Raw genomic sequence first — 18,506 nt, 5'->3', positions numbered from 1 at the left:
TTTTTTATTGCTCTTTGAAAAAATAATCAAAAATTAAGGCGGATTAATTTGAGGCATATTGCAACCGCCATCTTTAAAACGGAATAGGTCCGGCTTAAAGAAAAACAAGGTGCTAAAAAGCCATTACCTGTGATAATACAGGTGTTTTTTTGCCTCTGTTTAAAAAACGCCTCAAAGGAGAATATTATGACAAATCAAAAGGGTAAAATCATAGATATTTTCTCAAAAGTTAAGGTGTTTTACATTGAAGGCAACTATAACGTAACTATCGATATGTGCCAGAAAATTATTGAAATAGATCCAAAATATATTGTCGCTTATACCTACCTCGGCCTATCATATAAAAACCTCAACCAATTCAAAAAATCCAAAGAAGCGTTTGAGAAAGCAATAGAGATAGATCCTTACAATGCCAACACCTATTATTTCTACGGGCTACTATATCACAAACTGCGCCAGCCAGAAAAAACTATCTTTGAATGTCAAAAAGCAGTTTACCTAAACCCTAACTGTTATAAAGCATATTATTTATCAGGCGAGGCTTATATGCAACTCAACAAACCAAAAGAGGCGCTCCAGATGTACAAAAAATGTGTAGCAATAAAGAATGACCATAAAAAGGCGTACTATCTGATAGGCTGTAACTCTTTTCGCCTTCTTAAGTACGAAGAGGCTTTAGAGGCATTCAAACAGGTGAGAAAGTTAGATCCCAACCAGCCCGGGACTCTGTATGCCTTAGGAGTAACCTACTCTACAATAGGAGAATACCAACAAGCAGTTGATAAGTTGGAAAAAGCTATAAAGATAAACCCTCAAAACGCTGACTATCAATATGCACTCGGTGAAAACTATAATCATATCGGAGAAACACAAAAAGCTATAAAAGCATACGAAGAAGCAATAAAATTAAACCCCAACCGGTGTGACGCCCACTTCGAGTTAGGTATGATTTATAGCGCAATTGAGCAGAACATAGAAGCTACCAAGGCTTTTAGAGAAGCAATACGTATAGAACCAAACTATATTGCAGCCTACAACAATTTAGGTATAGTATGTTCAAAATTAGGGCAACACCAAGAAGCCATTGAGTTTTTCAAACAATCAATAAGAATATTGCCTGAAAATACTTTCGCTTACTTTAATCTGGGATATGCTTATGCAAAAATAAATAAACACGAGGAAGCAGTAGAAGCTTACAAAGAAGTAGTACGAATAAACCCTGCTGACTTTATTGCTTATAGACATCTGGGAGACTCCTTTGAAGCCCTTCAAAACTACCCAGAAGCCATACAGGCATACACACAATCAATAAAATTATCCCCTCGCTACGTTATGGCATACACCCAGTTAGGTGTACTATATGGTAAATTAGAAGAGTATCAAAAATCTATAGAAAACTTCAAAAAAGCGTTAGAGATAACCCCCAATGACAAAACAATACACTACAATTTAGGTGTGAGTTATGAACTTTCAGGGAACCTAAAAGAAGCAGAAAAAGAGTATCAACAGGCAAACGACCACAAAAACATAAGCGTTCTTCATAATTTAGGTTTGACCTACTTTAAACTTTATAAGTTTGAAGAAGCTATCAAAAATTTTGAAGAAGCGATAGAGATAGGTACCAACAACATCTACACTTACCTGAACTTAGGGTCAGCTTATGAAAAAATTGGGGAGTATGAAAAAGGACTGAAAGCACTTAAAGAAGCATTACGTCTAAACCCTAAAAACCACTCAATCCACTATAATATAGGCAACATCTATTACAAACTTGAAAAATACTGGGAGTCTGTTGAGGCATACCAGAAATCCATAAAACTCTCCCCAAACAAAATAGAAGCTTACTTCAATATGACCATTTCATACTCCAAACTCCAAGATAAACGGAAAGTAATAGAAGCATTCGAAAAAGTAGTAGAATTAGACCCGGGAAATGCTCGTTTCCATTATTGTTTAGGAGAAGCATATTGGGAATTTGAACACTTGAAGGAGGCTTTTAAGCAATATAAACTTTTGAAACGGATTGATCCTAATAGGGCGATAAAACTATTTTCAGTCATCAAACCTCTGAAAAGCAACAAAATTGGAGACCCTGAGTCATACAACTGAAAGAGAGACTTTTAAAAAAGTTTGATATTAGTTTCCAATACACTTACAATGTATATATGAACATTAAAAGTAAATTTATATCTAAAAGCAAATATATAAACGGGCTAAAATGCCTTAAACTTCTCTGGTATGAGTACCACCTTAAAGCAGTAATACCAGATTTTGATGCTACCACAAAAGCAATTATGGAACAAGGACACCTTATTGGGTGGTTTGCACAGAAACTTTTTTCTGAAGGAATATTAATTGAAAGGGATAGTATACCAGAAAAACAGTCAGAAAAATCTTTAGAAGCCACTAAACATAGAAAACCTCTATTTGAAGCAGGCTTTACTTTCAACCAACTATACGCCTTAGCCGATATTCTTGTACCGGTGTCTGCTGATTCCTGGGATTTGATAGAGGTTAAAAGTTCTACCTCTATTAAAGATGTCTATTATGATGATATTGCATTCCAAAAATATGTATACGAAGGGGCGGGACTAAAAATACGTAAATCTTATATTATGTATGTAAACAACCAATATGTGAGACAAGGCGATATAGAGCCTGAAAAACTACTAACTAAACAAGATATAACAACCCAAGTAAACAACATTATTCCACATATAGAGGTAAATACTCAAAAAATGTTTCAAACAATAAGGGCAGGAGCCTGCCCAGTTATACAGATAGGAAACCATTGTGACCTGCCGTACAGTTGCCCTCTAATAGATATTTGTCAAGATTTTTTGCCAGCAAAAGGAAGTATATTATCTTTACATTACGACAAAAATAAAGCATATAATCTATTATATGAGGGTATACTGAAAGTGTCTGATATCCCAGATACAAACATATTAAACCCAAAACAGAAGATACAGTATAACACTTACAAGACCGGGCAACCTTATATTAACAAAGGAAAACTCAAAGAATTTATAAACACACTTCAATACCCGTTATACTTTCTTGACTTTGAAACAATAAATCCAGGTGTGCCCGCTTACGACAACACACAACCGTATAAAGCAATCCCTTTTCAGTACTCTTTACACATTCTTAAAGATAAAAACAGTTCTCCAAAACACCATTCATATCTTGCGCTCGGAGATATAGACCCGAGAGCAGAAATATTAAAACAATTGAAAAAACTGTTAGGTTCTGTTGGCTCAATTATAGCCTACAACTCGTCATTTGAAAAAAGAGTGATTCAAGGAGCTGCACTTGCATATCCAAAGTATCAAGAATGGTTTGCAGAGATAGAGCCACGTATAGTAGATTTAATGGTACCTTTTAGAGAGTTTTCATACCATCATGCTGACCAAGAAGGCAGTTACTCGTTAAAAAGCATTCTGCCTATCCTTACAAAGCTAAACTATAACGATATGGAGATACCTGACGGTAGTATTGCAAACATTGAGTATACAAGAATAACTTTTAAGGAAGATGCCTCAAAAGAAGAAAAAGAGCGTGTCCGCACCTCTCTTGAAAAATATTGTGCCCTTGATACCAAAGGAATGATAGATATACTTTTTGAACTACAAAAATTATCTGAATAAAAGAGAAGCGTATGGGGTGTTATTTACTCCCTCTGATACTACGGCGCACTAATCACAAAGGTCGGACATTCGTTTTCATAAGACGTAGGCGGAAAAATAATGAGATAAAGACAAAATAACCTTATAAATCAGGAGAAGTTCGATGAATCTATACCTTGTTCGTCACGGAGAAGCACTTACACCTGACATTGACCCTAAAAGACCGCTTTCAAAGATTGGTATTACCAATATAAAAAAAGTATCTACATATTTAAAAGAAGATGAAGTAAAAGTAGACACTCTTTTTTATAGCACCAAAAAGAGGGCCAAAGAAACAGCTCTTATTTTGGCAAAGAAACTAAACCCAACAACTCTTGTAGAAAAACAAGGGCTTAAACCTAACGACCCTATAGATATTATTTTAGGAGAGATTTTTGGAGCAACCAACAACCTAATGATAGTAGGGCACCTACCATTCCTAAAAATATTAACCGAAAAACTTATCGGTAATTCACTATGCAACAATTTACCTGTTATCAAGCCGGGTAGCGTTCTTTTTTTCTCACAAAACAGAGATGAATGGACCTTAACAAAATTCGTTTCTCCCGACTCTATATAACAAGCAACCACCTTATCGCAATTACAGACTTATTTTGAAACCCACCGTTATCAAAAGGTTATGGAATACTTGACAAAATAAAGGCAAGAGGTGTAGAATAAAGTTAACAATGACAGATAACATTTATGGCAAATTAGTTATATAGTTTTATATTAACTGTTATAATAAAAAATAGAATATTGTGCAACTATACAACTAATGCTTCCTTGAAAAACACCCGGATAAATTTCCGTCTTCACCAGCGCTCAAGTTTACCTGCCAAAGTTTGCAGTTTAACGTAGATTGGCTATGGCAAACAAATCTTGTAGCAAAAAACAGTGGGGAAATGGGAAAAAACAGGAGGTGAGAAAAAATGAGAAAAACTAACGGTTTTACTCTGATTGAACTATTGGTTGTCATAGCTATTATTGCCATACTTGCAGCTATGTTGCTACCTGCTCTTGCAAGGGCAAGGGAACAGGCACGAAGAGGAGTGTGTCTTGCCAACCTTAAACAACTTGGTCTAGTACTTAACATTTATGCACAAGATTGGGGAGGCTGGTTTCCCATACTTGAAGCAAGAGAGGATCAACCATCGGAGTCAAAAACAAACAGGTCGCTAGCTTTATTAACAGGTCAGACTATCCCTGTAGACGCTCAAGATGACCCACATCCAGCATTAGAAACTCCCGCCTACATAACAGATTACCAACTATTTATTTGCCCAAGTTCACGCTGTCAACCCAATGATATACCAGGTATGCTGAACCATAAAGTTGTACACAATACCTCAATAGACATCCCAGGAAGTTGTTCGTATGCCTATGCTTACGGTTTAAACTTACAGACCCATTCTGATACAGCAATTATGGCAGACACAAAAGGGTATTACGGAACCCAGTGGAATTGGCAAAGCACTCATGATACAAGAAGTTGGCAAGTTAATGAAATGGATCACCATTCATATTTTGGAGTAAACGTGTTATACGTTGGAGGTAATGCAAAATGGGTAAATACTACTAAACTTGTTGTAACCACTAGTAATAATTTTCATCACTGGGAACTAAATAAAAATGCATTGCCAAATTGTGGTCCTGGTAACGAGTACACTTTAAGAGATTTATATGAAAGTTATTGAAAATTTGTATATTAAAAGGCAGGTGAGAAAAATGAAAAAAAACAAGGGATTTACTCTTATTGAACTACTTGTGGTAATAGCCATCATAGCAATTTTAGCGGCTATGCTACTCCCCGCACTTTCAAAAGCAAGAGCAAGAGCAAAATCTTCAGTCTGTATCAACAATCTTAAACAGATAGGAAATGGACTACTTCTTTATGCTGAAGACTGGAAAGGCTGGATAAATCTACGTTTGTACACTTCATTTAAATTTGCAGGGCTCTATGAGTTTGAATCAGATCTTAGAGGATATATAGACCCAAAGGTGGTTGTTTGCCCTGCCGTACCCCCTTATGAACTTGATAATGGAAAAACTTGGGCTATATATGCCCGCAGGTACGAAACCATTAACTACGTACCTTTTAATGGTTCTTCTGGTTGGCTTTATGTAAACCAAATTAATCAACAGTCAGACTTTTGGATAATAGGGGAGGCTGTTTGTTATGGTACAAGTTATTATACAAAAGGTTTCCAATATCACAATTTTGGACCTACCAACACAACGTCTCCAAATATATATGGAAATGCCCATTTTAAACATGCAAACCTTATGAATCTTTTGTTTCTTGATGGACACGTAGAATCTGCTAATCCCAATAGATTGGTTGAGGCTACCAAAGCACACTGTACACTTAAAGAACAAGATAGAGGTTTCTGGATAGTGCTCCAGAATGGCGAATACAAGCATCTGCCTTTTTAAAAAGCAAATTTTTATCGTACGTCAGAAGTGAAAGCAGTTCGGATGTAAGATATTATTTGTTTTTAAGTAGTGCTTATCTTTAATGCTTTGTGAAAGAATTTTCTCAATATATCAATCCTATGTATTGTAGCGTTAGTAGCGTTACGAGCCTCTTGCTATAAGTATCTCTAAGGATGTTTTTATGTGACAATCTCCGTTTTTATCCTAACCTTTTTACTAACTTAATATTTTTTTATCTTTTTAAATAAAATTATATAATATACCACTAAACTTTTTTTATATCTCAACGTCATAATATAGCTTATGAATAAAAAAATGTTTAAAATAGGTGCATAAAATAATAGTCCGGCTAAGTTGAAAAACAACTAAACCCCGGACGAAGGAGAGCGTATGAAAGCATTAAGATTGTTAGTAGTAGCAATGTTAGTCGTTGGAGTAACGGCAGCAACTCTGTATGCATCTGAGGGCAAAAGTAGCGAAAAAAAGACAGAGAAGACGGCAGGAAAAAGTAAGGTAGATCCTATGGTTGTTATTGAGAAACGTGTATCTCGCCTTGCTAAACAACTTAAGCTTACTGAGGAGCAACAAGAAAAAATAACAGAGATTTATAAAACGGAGTATGGGAAAGCACAAAGCATTAGAAAAGATACCTCTCTAGATAAAAACCAGAAAAAAACCGCTCAAAAAGAAGTTGTTACTGAAAGAGAAACACAGTTTAATAAAGTTTTGACTCCAGAACAACAAGCCAAACACACCAAAATGCTCGAAGAAGCAAAAAGAAAAGCAGAAGAGCGGAAAATGAAAAAGTTGCAAGAAAAACAGAAAGAAGAAGAATAAAGTAACAACCTGTGTTTTCTAAACTATATAGTGATAAGCAGGGAGAACTAAAAACTCTCCCTGCTTTTTTATTCCATTCTACATTTGACTGTTATTGCTCTACCAAATACCGGCACTTATTTTATCCAAAAGATTTAAACCTTTTGTTAACAGCCCCCCATTCCGTCTTTTGTAGTTAATCTTGCGAGTTTTACCCGCCGAAGCCAACCTACGCTAAAATACAAGCTTCGGCAGGTATACCTTGGCGTAGGTGGAGGTGCAGTTAGCAGGTTAAGAAAAAACGAAAGACGCAAAAATACACCCTTTTTACACTCTGCCCTTTACTTGCTTTTATTAGACAGAAAGGATGTGGTAAAATATAAATAAAACTATATTCTTGTGATTTTGTGGAGATATGTTGAGAAATTTCTAAATTAAACATCATTCCACAATTGTTACAATGTACAAAATTTAAATCTTAAAACAATTTTTTATTCTATTTAGCAAGACGTACCAGTAATAAGTTTAGGCAAGACCTAATTATTATTCTGCTATTAGAACTATCAAAGGAACTTATATGATAAAATTTAAAGAAATGACTCTTCTTTTTTCTCTCCCTTTGCTGCTCATTTTCACCTCTCTTTTCCTTCAAAACCCTGCAAAAATCTTAGAAGGAATCTCACAAATAGTCCTTTCTCCAGGTCTTTTATTAACAGATTATCTGGCTATTGGAGGGCTAAACGCAACTCTTTTGAACGCAGGATTGTGTGGACTTGCATCTGCTTTACTTATACTTCTATGCAAGATTGAAGTCAACGGACCTTTTATTGCAGCAGTATATACAGTTGTAGGGTTTGCTTTTTTTGGTAAAAATATTTTTAATATCTGGCCAATACTCGGAGGTGTTTATCTTTCTGGGATTTACAAAAAAATACCTTTCAGAAACAACCTGTTAATAGCCCTTTTTGGTACCACGTTAGCTCCGCTTGTAAGTTTCTTTGCTTTTGGTTCAGGACTTCCTACTTTACAGGGGGTTTTGCTTGGTATTTCTTTCGGATTAGCAAGCGGCTTTATACTTCCATCATTAGCATCTCATATGCTTCGCTTTCATGACGGCTACAACCTCTATAATGTTGGCTTTACTGGAGGAATTATTGGCTCTTTCATAGTTGCTAATGCTCGAAGTTTCGGAGTTGAAATATATACTGTAAATATCCTATCAGAAGAATATGATTTCTTTTTTAAAATCTTTCTTGGATTTGTTTTTATAGGGTTGATTCTTACAGGACTGATTTTTACCCGCTCCAGTTCTGAAAAAATTTATATTCCATTAAAGCGTATCTATCGTTCTTCTGGACGACTGGTAAGCGATTTCACTATATTAGGTAATTTTCCATCCACTTTTATCAATATGGGTATTATGGGGATAGCTTCAATGATTTTTGTCTTTTTAGTTGGAGGAACTTTAAACGGACCTATCGTTGGAAGTATTCTTACTGTTGTAGGTTTTGCTGCTTTCGGTAAGCATGTTAGAAATTGTTTTCCTATATTAATTGGCGTTGTTTTGGCTTCCTTTATGAAAATATGGGAGACATCGACAACCATTGTTATTATTGCTGGTCTTTTTGGCACAACACTTGCACCTATTGCAGGTCAGTATGGATTTATAGCAGGTATGTTAGCAGGTTTTTTTCATCTATCAATAGTTATGAACGTTGCCTCCTTACATGGAGGCATTAATCTTTACAACAACGGTTTTGCGGGAGGTTTTGTAGCAGCTTTTCTTGTACCTATCATAGATTTTATAAAACGTCACGGAGAAAATTATGAAGGATGAAATTAAAAAAATTGGTAAGATAGTCGAAGAGGTTATTACTTTTTTTATGTATAACTACGAAGTTGAATCAAATATTGAAATAAAATATAAGGAGAAGGTTATTTATATGACATTCAGATTCTTTCCTGTTAATATAAATGAAAAGGAATTAATAAAACTTAAAAAGCGTTTTCCCGTCTCCCGCCGACCTGAAATGGAAAACTATTATTGGCATCTTGCAGGTGAGGTTGAAGATAGTAGTGGAGTCACTCTTGTGTGTATGATGTGCGATACCTGTGATATGAAAGTTGACAACAAAACTCTTATGGTAGAACTTACAAGAAAAATAGAATAAAACCGCCATAGACGGAAAAAAAAGTATGGGGTGTTATTTACTCACTCCCTCTCTTTACCTTCTCTCCCTAAGGGGATGTTTGGGGTAGTAAGTCCCCAAGAGTTTGCAAAGAGATTAATAATGGGATGAGGTTTATCCGCCGAAGCTTGCATTTTAGCGTAGGTGGAGGGGCTTTTGCTTTACGCCTTTGTTTTTATACGTTACCCCCCATTCCGTCTTTGCGAGCCATTTTTTGGCGTGGCAATCTCGCCGTAGGCGGAAAAGGAATGCCCCTGCTTTCGCCTTCTACCCTTGGGGGAGAAGGATCTAGGATGAGGGGGTCAGTTATCTTTGCTCCTATATGTCATTCCGGACTTGATCCTGAATCTCACTTTTGCTACTCCTGTTACGTGGATTAGGGGACAAAAGCAAGGATAAAAACAATAGTGGGGATAAAGACGAGGATTACCACGTCGCAATTCCTATGAAAACTATGAAATAAAACGCTCCTCGCAACGCCACAAAACGGCGACAAGGCAAGGTTACTGAAACAAATTCAGGATGAAAAAAAGTATAACAATTAAATTTGACTATTTACAGGTTATGTGATATGGTTGTCAAGTAGAATTTAACTTAAATTAGATACCAACCTCCCTTGATTTATGTGGTTTAAATATGTTCACTTAAACGAAAGTATTATTTAAATAGGTTCTATGTAAAAGTAGAACGGAGAAAAATATGAACAGATACGAGAAATTTGAAGTAATTTATACTTTTTTTGACCCGATGGATGGACATATAGAATCTGATTATCTTGGGGATATGAGCGCTGGACAGATTTTAAATTCTTATCCTGCAGTAAGAGAAGAGGATTTAGAATATGCAAAAGCAAACGGAAGCGTAACCGTAACACTCAGTATCGCCTCGGGAGATATGGTTAAATTAACCTATATGGGTTAAGATAAAACTGGTTTAAACTGCCAAACCACCTCTATATTTTTGCATTAGTTATTCATAACATTTTTTTTCAAGCTCCATTATACGTAAAAAGAATTATTCAACCTGTCTCAGCAGAAACTATCACAGCAAGAGGTACAACATAATACGCGTATATCCCTCCAAGTTCCTTTAAATCAAAAATAAATAGCCACACAGGTTCTCCAAGAAAAGAGCATTTTTCTGCACAACTAAGTACATACCCATTACGAAAAGATAAGACGTTCCTTCGCAACTACCTCATTCTACTATCCTCTCAGTTCTCTGTATTAACTCTATAACGTATAATCTACAATATTGAAAATTCTGTTATTTTCTTTCACTTTTGCCTTAATTTGATATACCTGTACTTATAGAATTTCTATGCTCCTTGAAGACAATTAGTTACTGTTTCACTATTATGGAACAACAAAGATCTATAATAGTTAAAAGATTTGACACAAGAGAAAGGGGGTGCTTTAATATCAGCATTAGTATAAAACACCCACAGAATTATTTATTTTATCCAAACATAAGGAGGTAAATTGAATGGAAGAGAAAAAAAAAGGAATCATTTCTTATAAGATTTTTATTGGATGGGGAACTTTTTTTAAAGTTATGGGATGGCTTGCTGGAATTATCATACCAATAGCTGGATTCATAATAGCAAGCAATGAATATGATTATGAGGTTTATGGATGGGTAGGAATCATCTTGGGAATATCATCTGTAATATCTGGTTATTTTTGGAATTCTCTTATGCTTGGTGCTGCATCAATCATAAAATCATTAGGCGAGCAGTAATAGATAAAACTCAGTTTAAACGTTTTTACTAACCGCTTATTTTATTGGTGGAAATAAAATAGAAAGGGTAGGGTGCTTCAGAGAAAATTAGGAAAGTTTTTCGTATAGATTTTTGATGAGGCAATTCCAATCTGTTTTTAACACAACTTTCTTTTTAAGGAATTTAATTTTGCCTAAATACTAATTTAACACAATAATATCTTTTCGTCTAAATTTACACGCCTCAATTCGTATTTTGATTTACCCTGCAAATAGTATAAAATATAAACACAGAAAAGTTGTGCACAGGAGGAAAAAGAGCCTGCCCCCCTGAGGACTGCGGCGGTATTTTCGGATATGAGAACCTTTTGAAAATACTAAGCAATCCCAAGCATCCAGAATATAAATCAATACTCAGCTGGGTTGGTGGCAAATTTGACCCTGAATACTTCAATTTTAAAGAAGTAGTATTTGACGACCATGATGAACGCTGGGACTTTGCCCCCAGCAGTCAAACAGAATAATCTTACAAACTATGGATAAAAAACTGTTGGCAGAGATGCTTTTTATACTATCTTCCATATTTGTTGAAAGGGGAATAAAACAGCCCTTTAGGTAGATTGCCGGGAGGTATAATAATAAAAAGAGGAAACTTTGCTTTTTATTTCCCACTGACAACTGGTATTATAATAAGTATCGTTCTGACAATTATATTCACCCTGTTAAGGAAACGCTAATTTCAAAACCGATGGACAGGAAAGGTTACAAGCAGGATATATGAATGGCATAAGTTTTAGTTATTGTTGACAGATGTAACCAAATCGGGTACAATTGTAACCATAATGAGTACAGCATTTAAAAATAAAAACCTTTCTACAGTTTTATTCAGCAAAACCCGCGGGGCTATTCTCGGTCTTTTATACGGAAATACAGGCCAGTTTTTTTATCTACGAGAGATTGTTCGCAAAACCGGTGTTGGTATAGGGGCGGCACAAAGAGAACTTAAACAACTCTCCGGTTCTGGTATCATTAAACGCACTGCTCGGGGAAATCAGGTTTACTACCAGGCGGATACCGACTGCCCTGTTTTCAAAGAACTTAAAGGGTTAATCATTAAAACCGTAGGAGTAGCGGATATATTAAAAGAGGCCTTAAGCCCGTTATCCGAAAAAATCAAAGCAGCGTTTATATACGGTTCTTTTGTCCAGGGAACTGAACGTAACGACAGCGATGTAGATATAATGATAATTGGAGATACAACCTTTGCAGAGGTTACTTCCGCATTATCGGACGCTCAAACAGAACTCTCCAGAGAAGTCAATCCTACAGTATATCCTGTTAAAGAAATTCAGATCAAAATAGCAAAAAATCATAATTTTGTAAAAACTGTCACAGAAGGAGAGAAGATTTTTCTGATTGGAGATGAAAATGTCATTAAAAGATTGGGCAAATAATGGTTGGCTGATCGAACACAAAACAACCTCTCAAGAAATAGAAGATTTACTGGAATTATCCAAGCGGGATATAAAAGATTGCCAAGTATCAGGACTTAGTGCTGACTGGCGGCTAAATATTGCTTATAACGCTGCATTACAGGCGGCAACTGGGGCTCTGGCTGCTTCCGGCTATCGTGCTTCAAGGAACTCTCATCATCACAGGATTATACAGTCACTCGCTTATACCGTGGGCGTTAAAACCGATTTGATTAAACAGTTTGATGCTTTCCGCAAGAAACGAAATATCGGCGGTTACGAAAGAGTTGGGTTGGTGTCAGAGCAGGAAGCAAAAGAGATGCTGATTTTAGCTCAGGACTTGCTTGATATGGTAAAAGAGTGGCTTAAAATCAACCATCCAGAATTTAACACTTAACTACCCTTTAGGTAGATTGCCGGGAGGTATAATAATAAAAAGAGGAAACTTTAATTCTCAAAAATCTTGACTTGAAAAGGGGCAGAAAAAATGAAAATAGGAATTATTATTGCGAGCAATGATGCCGAAACATGCTGGAATGCATTACGTTACGGAAATTTTGCTCTTGAGCAGTGCGATGAGGTAAAGGTTTTTTTTATGGGCAAAGGTGTTGAGTACCAAAAAATCAGTACAGATAAATTTAATACTGTTAAACAAGCGGAAAAATTCATACAGGCAGGCGGAAAAATTTACGCATGCGGCAGTTGCATAAAATCAAGAGAACAGGAAAGTTCCAAGATGTGTCCCATATCAACAATGAAAGATATGTATGAGATAGTCAAGGAAAGCGAAAAAGTTGTCACTTTTTAAGTGAGTCCTCAGTAAACACCGTTCAGAGCAGATAGTCTGCCTCACGGGTTTGCAGAAATAAGGAACTTTTACCTTTTTCCCTAAGGGTAGAAGGCAAAAGAGAGATACCCCTGAAGAGGTAAAGCGAAGCAGAATAGACGAAGAAGTTTTTCTATATTACAAGACTATTGATAAACTGTATTGCGTGGTAGTAAAACATAATGACGAAGGATTTATAATTACCTGCTACCCAACAGAAAAAATAAAGGAAGGTGAAACAATATGGAAAGAGTCATTATAAAGTATCAAAAAGAAAGTGATAGTATGGATATATGGTTTGGCAACCCCGAGGATGAATATATTTGCGAAGAAGCCGGAGAAGGAATTATCTTTAAGAAAGATAAAAAAGGTAAAATCATTGGAATAGAGAGACTGTATGTTTCAAAAATACTTGGCGTTAGCTCCTTCCCCGTAGAAGTCACCGTTGAATAATTGCAGGTATAAAGGAATTGAGATTTCGCCTCAAAACATATTTAACTTAAACTTCCATTTACATAGTTAGGGAGGCAAGGAAGTATGGGAGAGAAAAGTTTTAAGCAAGATATATAAATGGTGTAATTAATAACCGAACTTTAAAAGATACATTTCATCGTGACTATAAAAAAATATACTTTTAAAAAAAATCTGCCAATAACCGTATGTAATAATTCAAAAATCAAAACGTTGATTTGGGGTTTCTTTTTTAATCAAATTGGAAACTACCTTCACAAAATATCCTGCCGTTTTCAGTGCTTTAATCGACTCGGTACGAGATACAGGGAAAAAGGGATCGTAAGTAAACTGGTTTCTTTTTCTGCGCATCTTATCAAACTTCTCAACAAGCAACTCAAATTCTTTGCCCAGAATGGCTTGAGCAATATCTATTACAGTTTTGTGCTGCTGGCCATCTGAAGGCCTGAATCCTTTCAAGAAGAGTAATGCCCGCCCGCTTCTTAACATTGCAAGATAGGCGTAGTTATATGCCACTTCTTCATCAATGGTTAAATTCTTTTCCGCAACAATTAAATCCTTTTGAGCTCGCTGTATAAGTTTTTCTATCTGAATAAAGTTCACATCGAGCCGTTTTATCAATCCGCTGGCAAGGAAATCGTTGAATAATTTCTCATAACTCATTTTCATCTCCAATCAGAAATATTTTGGGACATTTGACAACATCCTCTACAAAAGGGTCTTTGCCAAGTTTCTTGTCTGCATATTCTTTGTAACTGTAAAGCGTATAATTTATCTCCCTCTGGATTTTTTTCTCCACCGGCTTTAATGATTTAATTATATCGGATTCACTTACATTCCCCAGTATGAACAAATCTACATCGCTTGCATTTCTTTCCTCACTCTTGGCAAACGAGCCATAGATGAAAGCGCACTTGATACCCTTGATTTTCGAAACGGCGCCTTTTAATATTACAGAAATACCGGATGTTTTACTAATAATGCTCTTTATCTCGTGAAACAGCGGATATGAATAATTTAAGGAATAATAAACCTGATTCCCCTTCCTCTCAGATTTAAACAAACCGCTTTTTTCAAGTTTCAATAGTTCCCTGCGGATGTTTCCGACAGTGAAACCCAGAATCCTTTCCAGTTCACGTAAATAGAAAGACCTTTCAGGGTTGATAAAATAAAGATTTAAAAGTGCGGTTCTTAATTTCGACTTGGTTATTTGGAATAGTTCCATTGCACTCCTTTTTGACTACAATTGTAGCATAGTTTGACTACAAAAGCAATATCAACGTATTACCATTCCCACACAAATCTTTTTCTGGTTACATTCTTCTTCAACTGCTCTATTGTTGTTAGCTCTTTCTTCCGATACTTACTCGCACATTCTGTTAAACTTTTCAAAATAGTTTTAATATCTGGGTTCAATATGTAAAATGCCGCCATAGCATATACCAAGCAGTTCAATGACACATTTCTTGGTCGTTTCAAAACCCATATCCGTGTTTGCTTTCCTTTGAGAATCTTGGATTCCTGTTTTTCTTTAATAGCATCCTTAAAAATTTTTCATCCCAGTCTACAGGGAAATATATGCACTCGGCTACGGATTCCTTTATTTTCATCCGTTTATTTATACGGTCTTTCAATATATCCATCCTCAATGGAAAAACCTTGACCCTGAAGGGATTGCTTGTTGACGGAATTCCAATTATCACCTTTTCTGATTCTTTTATGTCTTTAACCGCCCATATCCTGCGCTTTTGTGTCTCTTTAACAAACCTACATATTTTATCAAAATGCCTATCTTCGCCACCAATACAGGTTGTTGCTACCTTAAGTAAAACACTCGTTTCGTGTTCATACGGAGTTAAAAGCACATTATCAAGCTGTTCCCATATATCTCTGCCTGTGAGGTTATCTTTCAAAACCTTGTAATCCAGGCTCCATGATTTTTCTTCGCTTCCCCAGCCAACAATTTCCACCTCAATTCGGTTATTTTTCACTTCTACTCCGGCGGTAAGAATTGCAACTCCTTCAGGTATCCAGATAATTTGTTCGTTTTTCTGTATTTTCATTGTCTATTCCCCCACACAGTTTAACATAAAAAGATTTTTTGCAGGTACTTTTAAATATTTTGATACAATCATCCTTATTTTATCTCTTTATCTTTCTTAAAGGCAAACCGTATGATATCAACATCAATTATCCTGTTTCTCAGAAGGCACCTTCTTTTTTACTTTCTTTTTAAGAGATGTTTTCTCCCTTGCTACCGTCTCTGCCTCTTTAAGAGAATTAGGGTCAGCCAATCTCTCGGATAGTTCCTCGAGCGCTTGGTATATGTGTTTTTGCAGTATCATTTGCCATTCAGCCTTATTTTTTCCTTCTAAAAGCGGGGGAAGTTTTACCGGTATGGCCAATAATCTACTACGGCATGCCCGCCCCATAGCAATCCATATTCGTTCCACCTCATCTATATCCACTAACTTTCCCTGTACCTTTTGATATTCAAGAGTAGCTAAATCCGCCTGTACTCTTGCCAGTCGAGCTCGCTCTTCTGTGAGGGTAATACTACCTTGCCCTGCAACGAGTTTCTGATAATAAGAAATAAGGTGCTTTGTTGCCAGAACAAAATCTATATAGCCATTAGCAGGCGGTGGTAAGATACCCTCCTTTGCCAACTGTTGATAACGCCTTATCGAAATACCGAAGATATTCGGACATACCTTATCAATCTTCACCGTATTTGCTATTATAATCACCTCCCCAGAATCCTCTTTCATTCGCTCTCTTTAGTTTTTCCATGCTGTTTTTACCGCCGTATTGCCAATTTAAGCCACTTTTATTCATTACTATGACAAATTCCCCCCCATCAAGCATAAAAAAAGACCGTCCCCGAAGCCATTTCCATTTTCTTTTATCGGCCTCAGAATCGGTCTCTAAACCCTTTAGTTTCCCGCTCCGCCTGCTTTAAATATCTTACGCAATGAAAACACGTTGTCAAGCCTTAAGGTGTAACAGGCTAATTTTTAATTACAAATGGATAGTTTTCGGGGGTAAGGTCAGTTTGACGCCTAAATATATTTTAAAGAAGCTCTGCTAGCTCTACGCATTACTAAATTTACAGGAATTGATAAAAGTGCGATTTTATTGGGACGGAGTGTTCTCTTAAATATTGAACCGTATGACGATACCTGTTTTCTCGCCCAGTAATAGCCCTTCTGCAATTGGTCAACGCTAAGTAAGGTTGGTTTGAAAACAACTTCTCCACAGGTATATTTTTCCCAGTTTCGGTCAAATATTCTTCCCTGTTCATCAAATTGTTTGTATAAACGCGTTCCTGGCAAAGGCGTAAGAATAGAGAAACTTGCCAATTCAATTTTATTGCGTTCAATAAAATCCACTGTGTTCTCAAAGACTCCTTCATTATCCGAATCGAAACCAAAAATGAAAGCACCGATTATTCCTATTCCGCTGTCATGAATTTTTTTAATCCCTTCTCGGTAATCATCAACCTGATTTATCATTTTATGCACCTGGCTTAAACTGTCACTTGATAGAGATTCAAAGCCTATGAAGAGTCCCTTACATCCGCTTCTGGCTGCGAGTCTTAGCAATTCTTTATTTCTTGCAATAGTTATGGAAGCTTGTCCAAACCATCGTATCTTTAAGGGAATTAATGCCTTGAAGAGTTGCTTGGCGTAGTCGGGCTGCCCGGCGATATTATCATCCACAAAAAATATTATTGCTCGATTTTTCAGTAACTCGACTTCCTTTATCACATCCGCGATAGGTCTTGTGCGATAAGTTCGTCCAAAAAAACCTGAGACACTGCAAAAATCACAATTGAAAGGGCATCCCCTCGTTGTTTGAATCAAATCCATTTCCCTGTAAAATTTGTTTCCAAAGATAAGTTCTTTTTTTGGTAAAGGAAGATTTATCAAGCTGGGTCTTTCAGTGGAACTATAAAATTTCTGCAACCTACCGGCACGGAAGTCCGTTAATAATCTGCCCATTGTTGATTCAGCTTCGCCAATAACTATAGCGTCGGCATGCAAAGATGCCTCCTGCGGCATTGCCGTTGGATGAATACCTCCCATGATGACAGGAATTCCTTTTTCTCTGTATCTGTCAGCAATTTCATATGCACGCGGTGCAGTTGAAGTTATACAGCTTATGCCTACCATATCGACTTTATCATCATAATTGAGCTCACCCAAACTGTCATTTATTATTCTTATATCTGTATCAGGTGGGAATAAGGCTGCAACGGTTGTAAGACTCAAACGAGAAAACTGAACTGCTTTTTCACGTTTTGTTATGACTGTAACTGGAGATCGGGGGGAAATAAGATGAACGTGCAAAATTAACTCCTTTTTTATAAGATGTAATTAAGTTTATTAAGGTTTCTTTAATTATACCATTTTTCATTATCCTTCTGCAAAAGACTTCCTATGGCAACAACTTATAAATTCACTTTTCAGGTACAAGAATTTTTACCTGTGCTGATTTTACAAGAGATGCAAACTCAGAAAGAAGCAATCCTTTTATCAAAAACTCGTTTCGCAGGCAAAACTCAGCAATCGTAAGTTAGTTCTGCAATTAAGTCCATTTTTGAGGTTTTAAATTTTTACACCTGTTTTGCAAAATGCTGTAGCTGTTGATAATTCACTGCTGAAGCTATTTTTTATCATTATTTTTTAAATTTGCAAAAAAGATACGAATTCTCTGTAATGCTAGACTGTCCTTGGTTAGCAAGTTTTCTCTATAAAAATCTCAGCGAAACGAAACCCTATAAAAATTCAACGCCTAAGAAATGCCTTCGCCTGCCCGTTACCTTCAAAACTTGAGCCAGAAAGAACCCATGAAATATTGTGCAATACCACTTCCTTCAAATTATTACCTATAAGTGTTTGCAATAGTC

Annotated in this window: 22 protein-coding genes and 2 pseudogenes; 17 read left to right on the top strand and 7 right to left on the bottom strand. The window is 36.3% G+C overall.

What is annotated here, in order from left to right:
- Positions 1–186 precede the first annotated feature (186 nt).
- The 11 genes and pseudogenes from M0P98_04880 to M0P98_04830 all read left to right on the top strand — a co-directional run bounded on the left by M0P98_04880 (position 187) and on the right by M0P98_04830 (position 10,030).
- A complete protein-coding gene (locus tag M0P98_04880; GenBank protein ID MCK9266202.1) occupies positions 187–2,109 on the top strand; it encodes a tetratricopeptide repeat protein in 1,923 nt (640 codons plus the stop codon).
- Between the two features lie 56 nt (positions 2,110–2,165).
- Positions 2,166–3,650, top strand: coding sequence for a DUF2779 domain-containing protein (locus M0P98_04875; protein MCK9266201.1), 1,485 nt, complete (start codon positions 2,166–2,168; stop codon positions 3,648–3,650).
- A 142-nt stretch (positions 3,651–3,792) separates the two neighbouring features.
- Positions 3,793–4,248 carry a phosphohistidine phosphatase SixA gene (sixA, locus tag M0P98_04870; protein MCK9266200.1) on the top strand — a complete coding sequence of 152 codons (456 nt, stop codon included), beginning with the start codon at positions 3,793–3,795 and terminating at the stop codon, positions 4,246–4,248.
- A 352-nt stretch (positions 4,249–4,600) separates the two neighbouring features.
- A pseudogene (locus tag M0P98_04865) lies at positions 4,601–4,687 on the top strand (prepilin-type N-terminal cleavage/methylation domain-containing protein).
- Positions 4,661–5,365 carry a DUF1559 domain-containing protein gene (locus M0P98_04860; protein ID MCK9266199.1) on the top strand — a complete coding sequence of 235 codons (705 nt, stop codon included), beginning with the start codon at positions 4,661–4,663 and terminating at the stop codon, positions 5,363–5,365. Before M0P98_04865 ends, M0P98_04860 begins: the two are co-directional and overlap by 27 nt.
- A gap of 31 nt (positions 5,366–5,396) precedes the next feature.
- Positions 5,397–5,483, top strand: a pseudogene (locus M0P98_04855) (prepilin-type N-terminal cleavage/methylation domain-containing protein).
- Positions 5,457–6,104, top strand: coding sequence for a hypothetical protein (locus M0P98_04850; protein MCK9266198.1), 648 nt, complete (start codon positions 5,457–5,459; stop codon positions 6,102–6,104). The pseudogene M0P98_04855 and the gene M0P98_04850 overlap by 27 nt, the downstream one beginning before the upstream one ends.
- Positions 6,105–6,494: 390 nt before the next feature.
- A complete protein-coding gene (locus tag M0P98_04845; protein ID MCK9266197.1) occupies positions 6,495–6,941 on the top strand; it encodes a hypothetical protein in 447 nt (148 codons plus the stop codon).
- A 556-nt stretch (positions 6,942–7,497) separates the two neighbouring features.
- Entirely contained in the window at positions 7,498–8,757 is a 1,260-nt protein-coding gene (locus M0P98_04840; GenBank protein MCK9266196.1) for a DUF1576 domain-containing protein, read from the top strand.
- Positions 8,747–9,091, top strand: coding sequence for a hypothetical protein (locus M0P98_04835; protein MCK9266195.1), 345 nt, complete (start codon positions 8,747–8,749; stop codon positions 9,089–9,091). The genes M0P98_04840 and M0P98_04835 overlap by 11 nt, the downstream gene beginning before the upstream one ends.
- A gap of 717 nt (positions 9,092–9,808) precedes the next feature.
- Positions 9,809–10,030 (top strand): hypothetical protein, encoded by a 222-nt coding sequence (locus tag M0P98_04830; protein ID MCK9266194.1) that lies wholly within the window; start codon positions 9,809–9,811, stop codon positions 10,028–10,030.
- Positions 10,031–10,127: 97 nt separating this feature from the next.
- Here M0P98_04830 and M0P98_04825 read toward each other — a convergent pair whose 3' ends face one another.
- On the bottom strand, positions 10,128–10,301 hold the full coding sequence (locus M0P98_04825) for a hypothetical protein (protein ID MCK9266193.1): 174 nt from the start codon (positions 10,299–10,301) through the stop codon (positions 10,128–10,130).
- A 293-nt stretch (positions 10,302–10,594) separates the two neighbouring features.
- On the opposite strand from M0P98_04825, the gene M0P98_04820 reads away from it, so the two are divergent.
- The 6 genes from M0P98_04820 (at position 10,595) to M0P98_04795 (ending at position 13,579) form a co-directional block, all read left to right on the top strand.
- Positions 10,595–10,849 carry a hypothetical protein gene (locus M0P98_04820; protein ID MCK9266192.1) on the top strand — a complete coding sequence of 85 codons (255 nt, stop codon included), beginning with the start codon at positions 10,595–10,597 and terminating at the stop codon, positions 10,847–10,849.
- Between the two features lie 278 nt (positions 10,850–11,127).
- Positions 11,128–11,352 (top strand): plasmid pRiA4b ORF-3 family protein, encoded by a 225-nt coding sequence (locus tag M0P98_04815; protein ID MCK9266191.1) that lies wholly within the window; start codon positions 11,128–11,130, stop codon positions 11,350–11,352.
- Positions 11,353–11,670: 318 nt separating this feature from the next.
- Entirely contained in the window at positions 11,671–12,282 is a 612-nt protein-coding gene (locus M0P98_04810) for a nucleotidyltransferase domain-containing protein (protein ID MCK9266190.1), read from the top strand.
- Positions 12,257–12,697 carry a hypothetical protein gene (locus tag M0P98_04805; GenBank protein MCK9266189.1) on the top strand — a complete coding sequence of 147 codons (441 nt, stop codon included), beginning with the start codon at positions 12,257–12,259 and terminating at the stop codon, positions 12,695–12,697. The genes M0P98_04810 and M0P98_04805 overlap by 26 nt, the downstream gene beginning before the upstream one ends.
- Before the next feature lie 90 nt (positions 12,698–12,787).
- Positions 12,788–13,108: a DsrE family protein gene (locus tag M0P98_04800; protein MCK9266188.1), complete on the top strand. Its 321-nt coding sequence runs from the start codon at positions 12,788–12,790 to the stop codon at positions 13,106–13,108.
- 261 nt (positions 13,109–13,369) lie between these two features.
- Positions 13,370–13,579, top strand: a complete 210-nt coding sequence (locus tag M0P98_04795; GenBank protein ID MCK9266187.1) for a DUF2283 domain-containing protein — start codon at positions 13,370–13,372, stop codon at positions 13,577–13,579.
- 216 nt (positions 13,580–13,795) lie between these two features.
- Here the strand turns inward: M0P98_04795 and M0P98_04790 are convergent, their stop codons facing one another.
- From M0P98_04790 to M0P98_04765, 6 genes are all read right to left on the bottom strand, one after another.
- Positions 13,796–14,260, bottom strand: a complete 465-nt coding sequence (locus M0P98_04790; GenBank protein MCK9266186.1) for a HEPN domain-containing protein — start codon at positions 14,258–14,260, stop codon at positions 13,796–13,798.
- Positions 14,250–14,822 (bottom strand): nucleotidyltransferase domain-containing protein, encoded by a 573-nt coding sequence (locus M0P98_04785; protein ID MCK9266185.1) that lies wholly within the window; start codon positions 14,820–14,822, stop codon positions 14,250–14,252. The genes M0P98_04790 and M0P98_04785 overlap by 11 nt, the downstream gene beginning before the upstream one ends.
- A gap of 59 nt (positions 14,823–14,881) precedes the next feature.
- Positions 14,882–15,031, bottom strand: coding sequence for a hypothetical protein (locus M0P98_04780; protein ID MCK9266184.1), 150 nt, complete (start codon positions 15,029–15,031; stop codon positions 14,882–14,884).
- Positions 15,032–15,072: 41 nt separating this feature from the next.
- Positions 15,073–15,660 carry a phage terminase large subunit family protein gene (locus M0P98_04775; GenBank protein MCK9266183.1) on the bottom strand — a complete coding sequence of 196 codons (588 nt, stop codon included), beginning with the start codon at positions 15,658–15,660 and terminating at the stop codon, positions 15,073–15,075.
- Positions 15,661–15,783: 123 nt separating this feature from the next.
- Positions 15,784–16,365, bottom strand: a complete 582-nt coding sequence (locus tag M0P98_04770) for a hypothetical protein (protein ID MCK9266182.1) — start codon at positions 16,363–16,365, stop codon at positions 15,784–15,786.
- A gap of 291 nt (positions 16,366–16,656) precedes the next feature.
- Positions 16,657–17,946 (bottom strand): B12-binding domain-containing radical SAM protein, encoded by a 1,290-nt coding sequence (locus M0P98_04765; GenBank protein ID MCK9266181.1) that lies wholly within the window; start codon positions 17,944–17,946, stop codon positions 16,657–16,659.
- Positions 17,947–18,506: the final 560 nt, after the last annotated feature.

The sequence above is a fragment of the bacterium genome (assembly GCA_023230585.1).
Taxonomy (GTDB): Bacteria; Ratteibacteria; UBA8468; order B48-G9; family JAFGKM01; genus JALNXB01.
The sequence above is the reverse complement of the archived record's forward strand: the minus strand, read 5'-3'. Positions and strand labels throughout refer to the sequence as shown.

Coding starts and splice junctions, on each gene's coding strand:
- M0P98_04840 (MCK9266196.1), top strand. CDS start 7,498: ATGATAAAATTTAAAGAAATGACTCTTCTTTTTTCTCTCCCTTTGCTG.
- M0P98_04770 (MCK9266182.1), bottom strand. CDS start 16,365: ATGAAAGAGGATTCTGGGGAGGTGATTATAATAGCAAATACGGTGAAG.
- M0P98_04795 (MCK9266187.1), top strand. CDS start 13,370: ATGGAAAGAGTCATTATAAAGTATCAAAAAGAAAGTGATAGTATGGAT.
- M0P98_04780 (MCK9266184.1), bottom strand. CDS start 15,031: ATGGCGGCATTTTACATATTGAACCCAGATATTAAAACTATTTTGAAA.
- M0P98_04790 (MCK9266186.1), bottom strand. CDS start 14,260: ATGAGTTATGAGAAATTATTCAACGATTTCCTTGCCAGCGGATTGATA.
- M0P98_04785 (MCK9266185.1), bottom strand. CDS start 14,822: ATGGAACTATTCCAAATAACCAAGTCGAAATTAAGAACCGCACTTTTA.
- M0P98_04820 (MCK9266192.1), top strand. CDS start 10,595: ATGGAAGAGAAAAAAAAAGGAATCATTTCTTATAAGATTTTTATTGGA.
- M0P98_04830 (MCK9266194.1), top strand. CDS start 9,809: ATGAACAGATACGAGAAATTTGAAGTAATTTATACTTTTTTTGACCCG.
- M0P98_04805 (MCK9266189.1), top strand. CDS start 12,257: ATGTCATTAAAAGATTGGGCAAATAATGGTTGGCTGATCGAACACAAA.
- sixA (MCK9266200.1), top strand. CDS start 3,793: ATGAATCTATACCTTGTTCGTCACGGAGAAGCACTTACACCTGACATT.
- M0P98_04875 (MCK9266201.1), top strand. CDS start 2,166: ATGAACATTAAAAGTAAATTTATATCTAAAAGCAAATATATAAACGGG.
- M0P98_04880 (MCK9266202.1), top strand. CDS start 187: ATGACAAATCAAAAGGGTAAAATCATAGATATTTTCTCAAAAGTTAAG.
- M0P98_04845 (MCK9266197.1), top strand. CDS start 6,495: ATGAAAGCATTAAGATTGTTAGTAGTAGCAATGTTAGTCGTTGGAGTA.
- M0P98_04800 (MCK9266188.1), top strand. CDS start 12,788: ATGAAAATAGGAATTATTATTGCGAGCAATGATGCCGAAACATGCTGG.
- M0P98_04775 (MCK9266183.1), bottom strand. CDS start 15,660: ATGAAAATACAGAAAAACGAACAAATTATCTGGATACCTGAAGGAGTT.
- M0P98_04835 (MCK9266195.1), top strand. CDS start 8,747: ATGAAGGATGAAATTAAAAAAATTGGTAAGATAGTCGAAGAGGTTATT.
- M0P98_04810 (MCK9266190.1), top strand. CDS start 11,671: ATGAGTACAGCATTTAAAAATAAAAACCTTTCTACAGTTTTATTCAGC.